The sequence below is a fragment of the Rufibacter ruber genome, from assembly GCF_001647275.1.
GTDB classification, from domain to species: domain Bacteria; phylum Bacteroidota; class Bacteroidia; order Cytophagales; family Hymenobacteraceae; genus Nibribacter; species Nibribacter ruber_C.
This window is the reverse complement of sequence record NZ_LRMM01000028.1, coordinates 15,049-29,137: the sequence shown is the minus strand read 5'-3', so window position 1 is coordinate 29,137 and position 14,089 is coordinate 15,049. Positions and strand designations below refer to the sequence as shown.

The following is a 14,089-nucleotide window of genomic DNA, read 5'->3' as shown; positions in this document are numbered from 1 at the left end:
AATTTGTTTTTTCTGAGTTCCACCAGTGACTCTGAACCTTAGGCCAGGTAACGGAAAACCATTTGGGGGAGTAGACGAAAAGGAAGCCTTTTCTCATGAAACCTGCAGAACTATGAAAACCATTGCCTTACTCACTGATTTCTCACAGGAAGCCCATCAAGCCATTCATTTTGCGGTAGAGCTGGGCCGTACGCTGCAAGCCCGGCTGGTGGTGGTGCATTCCTTTGACCCCAACAATTATGTGCCTGGTACCACCACATCGGTCTCAGGGGTAAACTGGTCAGACCCCACGCTGTATGTGCCCAACCAACTGGAACTGACCAATGAACGGGAAAAGATGACCCGGGAGAACCTGTGGCGCCTGGTAGAAGACATACGGCAGCAGGCACAGGGGCTGGAGGTGCAGGGCGAGGTAATTCTGGGTGTGGGCATGGATTCTGCCGTGACGTATCTGCAAACCCAGGCCGTAGACCTGGTGGTGATGGGCACCAAAGGCGCTGACTCGGCCCTGGAGCGGTGGGCGGGGACCAACACCGCCTATGTCATGAACCACGCCCCCTGCCCGGTACTGGCCGTGCCCGCGCATGCTGACTACCACGGCATTAGGAAAATTGTGTACGCGACAGACCCGTTTCAGGAGGAGGAATGGCACCTGCGGGAACTGCAGGCGCTGGCCCAGATTTTCAGGGCAGAGATCACCGTGCTGTACGTGCAGGATGATCTGGACTCACAGGAAAGCGAAGACCGCTGGCAGGCCTTTGTGAACAGGTGGTCTACTCAGGTGCCCTCCCTGCGTTTTGCGCGCCAGTTCAATGATAAAACCGCCGAAGCCATTGAAGAATACGCCCACGCCAGAAATGCTGACCTGCTGGTGGTGGCCAAGCACCACCGCTCTTTCTGGAACAGGCTCTTTGGGGGCACCAGCCCCGCCGATAGGTTAGTGTTTGACAACGTGTTGCCTACCCTGTCGCTTCCGCCGCTGGAGGAGGGGCAGGCCCCGCAGGGGACCTTGTTCTCTAGCTAAATGCAAAGAAACGGTACTGGCGCAGCCACTAGCAGGTCTAAAGACACTGCCAGGTCTTTTTAAATAACCGCTTTTTCTGTGGAGGAGGTTAGGTTGCTGGAGCCAATTACGTATTACCATTTGTACACGCGTGGCATCAACGGTGAAACCATCTTTAGAAGTAAGCATAACTACGTCGGCTTCCTGGAGCTGTTCTTGGCGGCAGAGAAAACTACATGGCATTCCATGATTCTATGGCGCAAGAACATCTTTAAAATAGAGCACCCTTCCTGATAGAAGATGACCTATAGCCTCTGCTCACAAGACCTGGCAATGTCTTTCAGGTTTGCTAATATCCGGGTCAATTGCGTTTTTGGCTGTTTTTCAAAAAACAGCCCAAAAACAGCAACTGCTTGTGAAGGGACTTTTTCAAAGGAGTGAGAACGAGCCGCAGTCACCAAAAGCTTCTACACTTCGCCCACAAGATCCTTGCAGGATGACAAATAAGGATAGAACCCCCAATTCTAAATTCCTAATTCTTAATTCTTAATTAAATTGTATTCCCGCAGAAACACCTCCTCCAACTGCTTTGCTTGGGGCAAACCGCCTGCATACGCCGCCTGCACCAGGTTCTGCAGACCGTACAAGTTCACACTCCGTTCACGCTCAAAATACGCGGGCTGGGTGCGGTAATACTGCAGCTGTGTTTCAAACCTTCTGGCCAGCAGCTGCGCCAACGCCTGCGCCTCTTTTTTCAATCCGGCCTGGGCCAGCGGCAGCACCAAACCGGCGCTTTCAAAGTTGTGCGGGGCGCCTTGGTCGGGGAGCAGGGCCAGGCATTGCTGCAGCACTTTCCGCGCCTGGGCGGTGTCTCCGGCGGCCAAATGCGCCAACGCTAAATCAGCGAAATTGCGGCGGTACACAGGCACAATCTGCGTCACAAAATTCTCCTCGTAGGGGTGGTCGTTTTGGTTTAGCCCGGTGAACCGGAACCTCTGCAGCAGGCTTTCCTGGGTGCGGGGACGGTCCACGAAGTATTCGGCTTGCGGGTCTGGGTTGCGGGCGGGCACCAAGCGCAGGGCCATGCCCTCCAGTTGCAGGAACGGCTGCAGGCCCAGCTCTGCGGTCTCGGCGCCGGTGCTGGCGAAGTAGATAGGCCGTTTCCATTGGTTGGTGGCCAGCACGTCCAGCAGGAACAGGTGTTTTTTCTCCAGCGCCTCCGCTTTCAGTTCCCAGTTCAGGACGGCCGGAATCTGACTGGCTCGTTCAAGTGACACTACCCCGTTCTGCAGCACCGCCTCCCGGTTCACGGGCAGGCTCAGCTTTTTGGTGGGCAGCACGTTGAGGGTGCGGCCGTTCTGGGTTTGCACCTGCAGAGCGGGGTGGTGCTGTTGGAGCAGGTGCAGGTACTGGTTCAGGTCCATGCCGCTGTCCTGCACGCTGGGGTTGGGTACATAGGGCAGGTAGTTGTTGTTGCTGAAGGCGTAGTGCGGCAGCTTAAGCGTGGTGGGCAGCGGGGCCGAGGCATTCACCTGCCGCATGGCCTGCTCGGCGTACCAGTCGGTGTTGAGGTAGGTCATAACCAGCACGCGCACATCGGTCCTGAAGCCCTCCACCTCCTGCGCGTACCACAGCGGAAACGTGTCATTGTCGCCGTTGGTGAATAGAATGGCATTGGGCGCCACGCTGCTCAATAGGTTTTTGGCTGAGTCAAGGGCGTGGGAACGGTGGGAGCGGTCATGGTCGTCAAGCCCTTCGGCGAAGAGAATGGCGGGGACAGAGAGGGCCAGCACCATGGCCAGTACCGCCGCCGCCACGGCAGATTTTACCAGTTTCCGCAATCCTTCGGCCAAGGCCAGAACCCCCAAACCCATCCAGATGCTGAAGGCGTAGAAGGAGCCCGCAAAGGTGTAGTCGCGCTCCCGCGGTTCCACGGGCGGCTGGTTCAGGTAGAGCACAATGGCCATGCCCGTGAAGAAGAAGAGCAGCAGCATAACCCACGCGTCTCTGTTTTGGCGCCGAAATTGGAAAAACAGGCCAAAAACGCCCAGCAGAAACGGCAGCAGGAAAAACTGGTTGCGGTACTTGCTGCTGGCCATGGGCTGGGGCAAGTCGTTTTTTTTCTCCCACGGCCACAGCACGCCCGCATGCTGCACCTCACTCTCGCGGCCAATGAAATTCCACCCGAAGTACCGCCAGTACATGTGCCCCAGCTGGTAGTTCCACAGGAAGCTCAGGTTCTGGGGGAAGCTGGGTTTCTGCCCCTGCCGCACGTCCACCCAGTGCTGGTACGCCCGCAAATGTACGGGCTGGTCTGAGTAGAGGCGCGGCAGCAGCGTGTTGTCTTTCTCGTCATAGACGCTCTCAAATTTCTGGTCCACCACCGCGTATTTCCCGTTCTGCGGCGCGTACACTTGGCCCGTGTTCTCATAACTCTGCGCCTGCGCCTGAAACTGCGGACCGTACAGCAGTGGCCGGCTGCCGTACTGCTCGCGCTTGAGGTAGCTCACAAATGACAGAATGTTCTCCGGGTTGTTCTCGTCAATGGGCGGGTTGTAGCCGCTCCGGATGGGCACCATCAGGTAAGACGAATAACCGGTCAAGACCAGAATAAAGGCCACCAGGGCCGTGTGCAGCAACGGTTTCTGGTGGTTCTTGGCCCAGCGCAGCCCGTACTCCATAGTCGCCGCCAGCAGCAGCAGAAACACCGCCGCCCCGCCGCCGTACGGCAACCCTATGCTGTTCACAAAAAACACCTCAAACGCTCCGGCCACCGAAGGCAAGCCCGGAATCATGCCTTCCATCACGGCCAATACCAACGCCCCGCCCACGGCCAGCGCGGCCAGAATTCCTGCTTTGGAAGGCTTGTAATTTTGAAAATACACCAGCAGCGCCAGCGCCGGAAGCGCCACCAGGTTAAGCAAATGCACGCCAATGGACAGCCCCACCAAATAAGCCAGGAGCAAGAGCCAGCGGACAGACTCTGGTTGGTGGGCCTGCTGCTGCCATTTCAGCGCCGCCCACACTACAATGGCCGTAAAGAACGACGACATGCCATACACCTCGGCCTCAACCGCACTGAACCAGAACGAGTCTGTGAACGCAAACGCCAGCGCGCCCACTGCCCCGCTGCCCAGCAGCAGCACCTTTTGCGCAGAGGTAGGGCCTTCGGCCGAAAGCGGGAGGAGCCGCTGGGCCAGCAGCGTGATGCTCCAGAACAGAAACAGCACCGTAACCGCACTGCTCAACGCCGACATAAAATTCATCCACCACGCCACCTGGCCCGTATCGCCTAAACTCAGCAACGTGAACAGCCGCCCGATGAGCAGAAACAGCGGTGCCCCCGGCGGGTGCGGCACCTGCAGTTTGTAGGCCGCCGCAATGAACTCGCCGGTGTCCCAGAAGCTGGTAGAAGGCTCCAGCGTGGCCACATACACCGCCAGCGCCACCAGTGCCACCAGCCAACCGGTGAGGGTGTTGAGCCTGTGGTAAAACTTCCAAAGGGAGGGGGGCTCACCCCCAGCCCCTCTCCCACGGAGAGGGGAGTTCTGCTGTTGCGTTTCCGGGGTGTTTTTCCTGAAAATGCCCCAAAACGGAAACGCCAGCCCCGTCACCACCAGCAACGGCCCCAGTGTGAGTCCCAGAAACCCGTAGCCGTGCGGGGTGGGGTCGGTGGCCATCAAGATGAACCCCAGCGCAATCACGCCCATGCCTATGAATAACGGGATGAACTGTTTTCTGGTGAAGAGAAAAGTTGCGTGCGTAGTTGGCGGTTGGGTGGTTTTAGGGGCGGTGGTCATGGTTGGTGATTATAAATTTTGATTTATTGACAAGTATTTCGTCCCCCTTTGAAGGGGGTAGGGGGATGATGACTCGTGCTGATTAGGCATTCCAGTTTCTTAGTTACCGGAGCTATAGGATATTGAGCAAGCGCAGAAGAAACTGCCGAGATAAAGCAGAATCTGTGATTCCCGCAAGTCAGAATTACTCTTTCCATTTCAAGGGTTTTATTTATTTCAAGCGGCCTTGTCATCCCCCTACCCCCTTCAAAGGGGGACAGGCAGATATGCTATTTCCTGTTCCTAAATCTGTCCATTGCAAACATACTGGCTACAGAAAGGCACCCAGGTTAATGGTTTGTAAAAAGATGTTAATGAGATGTTAACGCGGTGGCAGAGCCGCAGAAAACCTTTACTTTTAACCCATGAGCAGGAAGAAAATCCAAATCATTCTGGTGCTGGCCAGCGTGGCGCTGACCGCCCTGCTGGGCGTGCAGGGGGTGTGGCTGGCCAAGGCGTACAACGTGCAGGAGCGGGCGTTCAACCACAGCGTGCAGGTGGCTTTGACCCATGTCTCTGACCAACTGCTGACCCAATCGGGCAAGACGCCTTCTTCGGCGAAGCCCATTCAACAGGTGGCCTCCAACTTCTTTGTGGCCGAGCTGAACGCCCCGGTTGACCCGGCGCAGGCGGCGCAGCTGCTGCAACAGGAACTGGCGCAACGCCAACTGCAGGAGCCGTATGAGTTTGGCCTCTACCACAGCCTGGATGATACGCTTATGTTTGGGCGGTATGTTCCGGCCTCGCAGGGAATAGCGGCGGCTGGGGCCGAGGCGGCTGTGATCAAACATGCGCAGGAGGGGGCTGCGCCGATGTATAATCTGGCGGTGGTGTTCCCAACCAAGACCTCGTTCATCTTGAAGGAGATGGAATTCTGGTGGTACAGTACGGGTGCCTTGCTGCTGGTGGTGCTGTTCTTCGCCTATACCATGGTTCAGATTTTGAAAGAGAAGCGACTGGCCGAGCTGAAGACCGACTTCATCAACAACCTCACCCACGAGCTGCAGACGCCCATCACCAACATAGGCCTGGCCAGTGAAGTATTGCGTAAACGCGCCGAGACCTTGCCCGCGGAACGGCTCACCCGCTACCATGACCTCATTCACGCTGAAAACGAGCGGCTGCGGGCGCAGGTGGAGCGGGTGCTGCAGATGGCCACCATGGAAAGCCGCGAGCTGGCGCTCAAGAAAGAAACCGTGGACCTGCACGCGCTGTTGGAGCAAACCAGTCAGAACCTGTCGCCCCGCCTGCAGCAGCGGTTTGGGAAGCTGCGGCTGGATTTGCAGGCCACCCAGCCGCTGGTGCAAGCAGATAGCCTGCACGTGGCCAACGCCCTCTACAGCCTGCTGGACAACGCTGAGAAATATTCGCCCCAGGCGCCAGAGATTGAGGTGAGCACCCGTGACGTGGAGCAGGGCATTCTCATCAGCATCAAAGACCGCGGCGTGGGCATCAAGAAAGAATTCCAGAAGTTCCTGTTTGACAAGTTCTACCGCGTGCCCACCGGCAACGTGCATGACGTGAAAGGCTTCGGGTTGGGGTTGAGCTACGTGAAAGCCATCATGGACGCGCACCACGGGCAGGTCACCGTAGAGAGCGCCGAGCAGCAGGGCACGTGTTTCAGGTTGGTGTTGCCGGTAGGGTAACGGGGTGAGGGTGGCAGAAGGTGGGGGATTGTAAATCAGTGGTTCTTGTTGCTGCTGTTATTGTTCAGGCTTGTAAACCTTTTGCTACTTTACCCGATACTCCCCCTTTGAAGGGGGTAGGGGGATGTTTACACAGGAGTGTCCACGTATTGCTAAACCACATTTCCTTATGAACGGTTGGGTTACTTCTGTGACTTTAACAATACGTGAAACACAGAAGTAATTTTTACCTTTAAAGTTGCGAACGTCATGACCGGCAGGGGTAAACATCCCCCTTCGCCCCATTCATAGGGGGAGTATCCTAATCGCTTTGGGAATTCTATTAAGAATTAACTTCACAAATAAAGAGCATGCTCCAGAAGTTTGGAACCGTTTATCTGATAATCTTAGCCTCTGTGATCGTGAGCGGCTTGTACGGGATTTTGCATGACCAAATTACGTACTCCATTTCGCCGGAATACTACACCAAATTCAAGTTTTACCAGTTTGGGTTAGAAGACTATTTTTACCAGTCTCCCCGCCTGGGAGTTGCCCTTGTAGGGGTTCAAGCAACTTGGTTTCTGGGACTGGCAATAGGAATACTAATTGGCTTGGTTAGCTTCTTGCATAAGCAGCCGAAGCAGATGTTGCTGGAGGGGCTAAAGGCGCTGGGTGTGGTGCTGTTGGTGACTGCTTTGGTGCCTGTGGTATGCGTCCCTATCTACTTTTGGGACGATCTTTTATGTGGCGTACACTACGCCCGGTATTTAACTACCCTGCCTGATTTTGTGCCTCCCACTGTCAAAGTACATGACCACTTCGCTTTCTTTGTGGTAGGCACCATTCATAATCTGAGTTATTTAGGCGGCATGGTGGGTATGTTGGCTGGAATTATGTACCACGTCTGGAGCTCTCGAAAGCCATCTAGAGTCAATCTTGCCACCCTCTAGCGTTTTTGACCTGTTTTCTGGAAATTAGCCCAAAAAGCAAACCCGCTCTCCCATGGCCACGCCACTCAAAGAAGTCTATTCCCCGCAGTTTTATGAGGCCTTTGCCAACGTGTTGCAGAAGATTTTGCCCGCACTGAACAAAGAAGAGTTCAAGCGGCAGATCTTCAATGATAGCTGGGCAACCAAAGAGCTGAAGGAGCGCATGCGGCACACGGCGCAGGTGCTACACGGTTTCCTCCCGAAGCAGTTTCCAGAGGCGGTGCGCGTTATTTTGCAGACCATTGAAGCAATTAAGGCTCAGCGGTTTCCGGTGCGGCACGTGGAGTTCATGTTCTTCCCAGATTACGTGGAACTGTACGGGCTGGAGGACCCGGTCACCGCTAGCAAGGCCATGGAGGAAATCACCCAGTTCATCAGCTGTGAGTTTGCGGTGCGTCCTTTTCTGCTCAAATACCCCCAGCAGATGATGGCGCAGATGCTGGCCTGGTCACAACATGAACATCATGCGGTAAGGCGGTTCGCCAGCGAGGGGTGCCGGCCCCGGTTGCCGTGGGCCATGGCGCTGCCCTTCCTGAAACGCGACCCATCCCCCATTCTGCCCATTCTGGAGAACCTGAAAGCCGATGCTTCTGAATTTGTGCGCCGCAGCGTGGCCAACAACCTCAATGACATCTCCAAAGACAACCCCGCGCTGGTGCTGCAACTGCTGGCCCAATGGAAAGGGCAGACCCCGGAGACCGACTGGGTGGTGAAACACGGCTGCCGCACCTTGCTCAAGCAGGGCCACACCGAGGTGCTGAGATATTTTGGCTTTGAGGGCGGAGCGCAGCTGGCCCTGCAGGATTTCAAAGTACTCACCCCCCAAGTGGCCTTAGGCAATAAATTGCGCTTCTCGTTCGTGCTCCAGAATACGTCTGAGCTTCCGCAGAAGGTTCGGCTGGAGTATGGCGTGTATTACCGGAAAGCCAATCAATCGCTGGCCCGCAAGGTGTTTAAAATAAGTGAGCGGGAGTACGCGCCGGCAGAGCAGGTGGCGGTTACCCGCAAGCAGAGCTTCAAGTTCATCACCACCCGCAAGTACTACCCCGGTCCGCACCGCGTTTCATTGATTGTAAACGGGCAGGAGAAGGAGATGGCAGATTTTCTGGTGGTGAGGTAAAGCGCCGCCATTCCAGTGGGGGTACGGCTTTCTGAAGCAGGCGGCGGCTGGTGGTTGAGGGCGTTTCTTCACAAAGTCGGTACCATCAGACGCTTGCGCCATACCTGCTGATAGACTGGCCGAAAGGCTGGGAAACAACCGGCTGCTGCAGAAAGAAGGTCTTGTGGTGGCAATTGAACCTCAAAATAGCGTTTTTGGCCTGTTTTTCAGAAAATAGCCCAAAAACGGAAACGTCCTGTGTCTTACATTTTGCTACTTGTATCTAACTATGGCGCACATTCTCATTGTGGAAGATGATCCCAACCTGGGTTTCCTGCTGCAAGACAGCCTGGAGGGCGCGGGCTACGCCGTCACGCTCTGCCCAGACGGGGAGGTCGGTTTATCGGCCCTGGCCAAACCACGTTTGACCTGTGCGTGCTGGACGTGATGCTGCCCAAACTGGATGGCTTCACCCTGGCCGAAGAAATGCGGAGGCGCAGCCTGCCGACGCCGTTCATGTTCCTCACGGCCAAAGCGCTTAAAGCCGACCGGCTGCAGGGCTTTGAACTGGGCTGCGATGATTACCTGACCAAACCCTTCGGGCTGGAGGAACTGGTGTACCGCGTAAAAGCCATCCTGCGCCGAACCTCCCAGCATCCAGAACCGGCTCCCGCAGAGCCTTCCCCGGCCTCGGCGGCCGCCGGTGTTTTCACGCTTGGCGCTTCTACCTTGGCGTTCAAAAACCTGCAGCTGCACGTGGCGGGCCACACCCACACCCTCACCCACCGGGAGGCCGAGCTGCTAAGGTTATTCGCGCAGCACCCGCACCAGCTGCTGCGCCGCGAAGAGATTCTGCAGCGCCTCTGGCAAGACGACGGCTATTTTGTGGGCCGCAGCCTGGACGTGTTCATCTCGCGCCTGCGCAAGTACCTGCAGCCAGATGCTACGGTGAAAATCACCACCGTGCACGGCCGCGGCTACAAGCTGGAGGTGGCGGCGTGATTTTCCGTTTTCGGGCTGTTTTGGCGAAAACAGGCCGAAAACGGAAAATTGGGAGTGAAGCTACAACGTGACGTTCAACTGCAGCGAGAATGTACGGGCCTTGGGATACGCAAACCCATCAAAGCCATACGCGGTTTCCGGGTCTTGCCCGGAGTAATCTGTAAGCACAAACACGTTTTGGGCGGTGGCCTCTAATTGTAAAGAAGCCCGGTTTTTGAATACCCGCCCAAAGTCATAGCCCAAAGAAAGGTATTCCAGCCGAAGGAAAGAGGCGTCTTCTAAGTAGTAATCAGAGAGGTATTGTGATTGACGGAAATTGGTTGTCAAGACACTCGTGCTCATGTTTACAATGGAGTTAGGACGGTAATTGCCATAGAAAGCCGCAAAACCGTTGTAAACTGAATGGCCTAATTCGGCCCTGGCCAAAAAATTAAATGACCATTTTTGGTACGTAAGGCGGCTATTTAAACCTAGCAAGGTAGTAGGGACGGCGCTCTGGGCAGGAACTTGGTCAGGAAAGCTGTCTCCGTCTCTGTCTTCATACTGGCCTTCTACTGGTTTTCCGTTTTGGTATTTTTGCTGCTGCAGGTAGTAAGAATAGAGCAAAGCTCCGTTCCCGTTTAGCATCTTAGGATAGGATTCATCAATAAAAAAGGTTCTGGAGCCGTACACTAACCCAGGAAGCCCTTGGAGTTTATAGGTAGCATGAGAGGCATTCAGTGACAATTTCCAGTTCAAACTTGAGGTTTGTAGAGCTGTAATGCCTATTGTCCCTTCCCAGCCTGTAGTAATTAAGTTGCCAGATGCAATAATTTGGCTGTATTGTTTATTTGAAACACTTTGAAACTGATAGGATAAAAGATCATGGGTGGTTCTATTGAAATACTCTGCGGTAACCCGAAGTTTGTCTTGGAACAGCCCAAAATCAACTCCTGTGTTAAATGAAACAATTTTCTCTGGGGCCAGATTCCCGGCACTCGTTAAAGGAAATTCACCCTGAAATCTACTTTGCGAATTCTCTGTAGAGGCAAGCAAGTTATATAGTTTACCATAGCTCGCCCTTATGTTAAGGTGTGAAATGAGTCTTTGATGCTGTAGAAAAGGTTCATCAGAGACAAGCCATCCTGCACCTAATGCGTAGGAAGTGAAGGTATTGGCCGAAGGCGCAAAGCGGGAGTGCTCATCTTGCCTTAGGGTGAAACTTATGGAGTACCGGTTCTTAAATGTATAACTCGTTTTCCGAAAAAACCTATATTTTCTAGCTCGTACGTGCCCCTTCTGATTCTACCTTGGTTATTATTGCCAGTGTCGTCAAAGTTTATAATTCGGGAGTTATAGGAATAGGAGATAGATAGCGATTGGTTAAAATACCCGGCAATTACTTCAAAGTAACTGTCTAGTTTCTCAAGGGAATCTGTATAGGAGAGGGTGTATTCTTGGATTGTATTCTTTTTTCCCTGCTCATATTGGGTGATAAAATTGTACGTGTTTGAACTGGCGTTGGGGAAGTCATCCCGGGTGCCAGTATAATGGTCAAACCCTATGTGCGCGCGGGCCTTCAGGCCAGGCAGAAACCCAAAGCTGTACTGCAATTGCAGCTGAACCAGTTCTTTCTCAGCGGTGCCATCGTTTTTCTGGCGTTCCAGCATGGTCAGTGGGTTCTTTACATTAGTTGGGAAGGATGAGTTATCTTCTGCAACTGAAGTAGGGTGAGTTGGGTTAGCCCTTAATGGTGATAGCACCATGTTCTCATTGGGAATGCGGGAGTCACTACTCCCTTTTCTTAACATAAGGCCGGTTTTTAATCTATTTTTGAAGAATGCAGGAGTGAGGGTAAGCGCCGCAGAGGTACGGGAGAAATGAGAATTGGCCAAAATCCCGTTCTGGTGCAGATAACCCAAAGAGAGCCGGTAAGGAAACCTACCCAATGTACCGCTCAATGCCAGGTTTTGGTCATGGCTCACCGCATTCCTATAAACTTCCTCCTGCCAGTCTGTATGGGCTGTACCCAAATGTTCTTTCTGCTCTGGCGTGCCATATTGGTTTACCACATCCCTGAATTGGTCAGCAGTAAGTACCGGTGTTTTACGGGCTAGCTGTGAAACTGCCAGGCGTGACGAAAATTGCACCTGTAATTTTCTAGTTGTGGGGCTTTGCTTAGTGGTAATATGCACAACCCCGTTGGCTCCCAAAGCACCATAGAGGGCAGTAGCAGCCGCATCTTTCAATAGAGTGATAGAGGCAATATCTTGCGGGTTTAGCAGGCTCAACGGAGAATCTAACAGGTAGAGAGCTTCTGTTTCCAGAATCATACCATCTATTATAACCAACGGAGCACTCTCTCCAGCTAGAGCGTAGTTGCGTTGCAACTGGATAAGTGGTCCTGCACCTGGGGCACCGTTTATACTGGTAATACGTAGACCGGCTGCCTGACCAGAAATCAAATCAGTTGGATTTGTTAGGAGGCCCCTATTAAACTGTTGCTGGGGAAATTCAGTTACAGAACTGGTTTTGCTTGCTTCCCAAAAAGGTCCATACCTGATAGCTACAGTGTCTGGCCCACTGGTTGGGGCTTCAGCCCCGGATATCTCCTGTGCCTTACCTACTAAAGGGAAAGTAAACAATGCAACACCCAGACAAAGAAGACCTGAGCACGTTAGTGTATAGAGTTTACTGAGGAATGATAAAGTCATGAAATTTTACATAGAAATAATAAGGCAAAATACACTTTTGCACGTTATCTCCAGTAGAAGTTCAGGCAGGAAAAAAATACATTCCTGTTTTCGGCCTGATTTCCCAAAAACAGGCCGAAAACAGAAATCACGCACGCGCTTCCTTTTCCTTCTCCCGTTTCTTCTGCGCTTTCTCTGCTTTCTTCTGCGCCTTGTTGGTCTCTTTGATTTTCTTGAGCTGTTCAACAATGTTGATAGAACCCGTTTTTTCCCCGTCCATCTCAATGGTGCCCACCACGTCACTTTTAGGCTCCAGCACTGAGTGCAACACCATGTGGTACGGCCAGTCCTTGTCCCCGAACACGGCTTTGAAAGTAGTTTTTAGAGGGCTCCTGATGTCTGAAGTGGCTTCTACCTGCACCGGGGTTTTGCTCTGCGCCTTGACCAGGTACACCTTCTTGAGCTTGCCAGAGGTAAACGCGAAGTCTTTCAGTTTCATCTTGATGTCATAGCGCCGCACATAAAAGTCAAAGTGGTTGGGGTTGTCAATGAGCATGGTCATGAGCATGCCCATGTTGTCCAGCCCAAAATCAGTGATTTTCACATCTACCAGCTCCTGCCCCGGTAGCGCGGGGAGTATCATGTCCAGGTCTTGGTCAAAATCCAGCTGCTGCCGACCAAACAGGCGCATGTCTATAAACGCAATAATGTGCGCGCGCACTTTTCCGCCTTCCCGCACCTGCCGCCGCACCAGTTCCCGGGTTACGTTGTGGTTCATGGTCACGGGCAGCTTGAGTTGTTGTATATCGCCGTCCTGTTCAGCTTTAGAAAATACCTTCTTGCCTTTGGCGATGCTGGTGCCGTACAGTTTAAAATCATAGGCTACGCTGTCTACTAACCCAGAGAGGAGAGAAGGCTTCACCTGGGTCACCATATTCATAGTGGCAGTCTGTTGGTCTATCTGCACGTTGGTGATGCGCAGGTAGTCAATGTCTGGGCCGAAGTACCGGACCAGCTTGCGGGTAGGGGTGAGGGCAAACACCAAACCTACCGCCACCACCAAAACCAGCAGGGCCAACAGGGTAATCTTCAGACCTTTTTTCATCTCAGCATAACGTAAGGGAAAGCGGGCAGAAAAGTACCCACTCCCGCTAACGCAACCGGTAAAAGGAGGTTGGTGACGTGTTGATAATTAAGTATTTACCCTGATGGGTTTAGGCAGAATGACTGGGCTGAAAAAAAGTAAGGAGGAGGGAAGCTGTTTTTGCGCTGTTTCCCCCAAAACAGGCTAAAAACGCTTCCCGTCCTCCTTAAAGAACAGTGCCTTCCGGCGAAGCCTTATTTAATCAAGGCCATCTTAAAATTGGTGAGCGCGTGTACGGCATGCGGCACATGGGCGGGTATCTGTATGATTTGACCGGTTTTCAGGGTCTGCGCCCTCTCCTCCTCCGGAAACTCAAAGGAACATTCGCCTTCCAGCATGATCAGGAGCGCGTCTTTGGGCGTGGTGTGGCTTTTCAGGCCCTGGCCTTTGGCAAACGCAAAGAGAATGATTTTTTGCCCGTCCTGGTCAGAGAGAATCTTGCTTTGGAAGCGGTCTGCTGAATACTCCAGCGTACCGGCCAGATCAGGTAAAATATGTTTCTGCATTTTATGCGTGGTAATATGGTTTCTGAGCAGGCTTTTGAGGCTCTCCAGGTAGTCTTCATAGCGGTCAACGGGGGCGTTGGGCTGCGGCGGAAGCGTGAGCGGGTTCTCCTCCAGGTACTGGTACAGCTCTGGGTAGTTACTCTGGATATTGGAGGTGAGCCAGGTGATCTCTTCTAACGTTTGGGTAGCGGTTCTCATAGAGGTAGGGCT

General features: G+C 53.5%; 11 protein-coding genes. 6 read left to right on the top strand and 5 right to left on the bottom strand.

The window, feature by feature from the left end:
• Positions 1 to 112 precede the first annotated feature (112 nt).
• A complete protein-coding gene (locus tag A8O25_RS12310; RefSeq protein WP_066835255.1) occupies positions 113 to 1,024 on the top strand; it encodes a universal stress protein in 912 nt (303 codons plus the stop codon).
• Between the two features lie 518 nt (positions 1,025 to 1,542).
• Here the strand turns inward: A8O25_RS12310 and A8O25_RS12300 are convergent.
• Positions 1,543 to 4,803 (bottom strand): DUF3098 domain-containing protein, encoded by a 3,261-nt coding sequence (locus tag A8O25_RS12300; protein WP_153042725.1) that lies wholly within the window; start codon positions 4,801 to 4,803, stop codon positions 1,543 to 1,545.
• Between the two features lie 404 nt (positions 4,804 to 5,207).
• Here A8O25_RS12300 and A8O25_RS12295 point away from each other — a divergent pair, with 404 nt between their 5' ends.
• From A8O25_RS12295 to A8O25_RS12280, 5 genes are all read left to right on the top strand, one after another.
• Positions 5,208 to 6,488 (top strand): sensor histidine kinase, encoded by a 1,281-nt coding sequence (locus A8O25_RS12295; protein WP_066835251.1) that lies wholly within the window; start codon positions 5,208 to 5,210, stop codon positions 6,486 to 6,488.
• 350 nt (positions 6,489 to 6,838) lie between these two features.
• Complete coding sequence (locus tag A8O25_RS12290) at positions 6,839 to 7,417, top strand: hypothetical protein (RefSeq protein ID WP_066835249.1); 579 nt, start codon at positions 6,839 to 6,841, stop codon at positions 7,415 to 7,417.
• Between the two features lie 52 nt (positions 7,418 to 7,469).
• Positions 7,470 to 8,576 carry a DNA alkylation repair protein gene (locus tag A8O25_RS12285; RefSeq protein WP_066835247.1) on the top strand — a complete coding sequence of 369 codons (1,107 nt, stop codon included), beginning with the start codon at positions 7,470 to 7,472 and terminating at the stop codon, positions 8,574 to 8,576.
• 268 nt (positions 8,577 to 8,844) lie between these two features.
• Positions 8,845 to 9,003: a response regulator transcription factor gene (locus A8O25_RS23520; protein WP_206598681.1), complete on the top strand. Its 159-nt coding sequence runs from the start codon at positions 8,845 to 8,847 to the stop codon at positions 9,001 to 9,003.
• Complete coding sequence (locus tag A8O25_RS12280) at positions 8,991 to 9,557, top strand: response regulator transcription factor (RefSeq protein ID WP_206598680.1); 567 nt, start codon at positions 8,991 to 8,993, stop codon at positions 9,555 to 9,557. The genes A8O25_RS23520 and A8O25_RS12280 overlap by 13 nt, the downstream gene beginning before the upstream one ends.
• 60 nt (positions 9,558 to 9,617) lie before the next feature.
• Here the strand turns inward: A8O25_RS12280 and A8O25_RS24235 are convergent, their stop codons facing one another.
• The 4 genes from A8O25_RS24235 to A8O25_RS22975 form a co-directional block, all read right to left on the bottom strand.
• Complete coding sequence (locus A8O25_RS24235; protein WP_066835244.1) at positions 9,618 to 10,295, bottom strand: SusC/RagA family TonB-linked outer membrane protein; 678 nt, start codon at positions 10,293 to 10,295, stop codon at positions 9,618 to 9,620.
• 464 nt (positions 10,296 to 10,759) lie between these two features.
• Positions 10,760 to 12,250 carry a TonB-dependent receptor plug domain-containing protein gene (locus tag A8O25_RS12270; RefSeq protein ID WP_074987975.1) on the bottom strand — a complete coding sequence of 497 codons (1,491 nt, stop codon included), beginning with the start codon at positions 12,248 to 12,250 and terminating at the stop codon, positions 10,760 to 10,762.
• 127 nt (positions 12,251 to 12,377) lie between these two features.
• Positions 12,378 to 13,334 (bottom strand): hypothetical protein, encoded by a 957-nt coding sequence (locus A8O25_RS12265; RefSeq protein ID WP_066835240.1) that lies wholly within the window; start codon positions 13,332 to 13,334, stop codon positions 12,378 to 12,380.
• A gap of 233 nt (positions 13,335 to 13,567) precedes the next feature.
• Positions 13,568 to 14,077, bottom strand: a complete 510-nt coding sequence (locus A8O25_RS22975; RefSeq protein WP_153042724.1) for a cupin domain-containing protein — start codon at positions 14,075 to 14,077, stop codon at positions 13,568 to 13,570.
• Between the last annotated feature and the right edge of the window lie 12 nt (positions 14,078 to 14,089).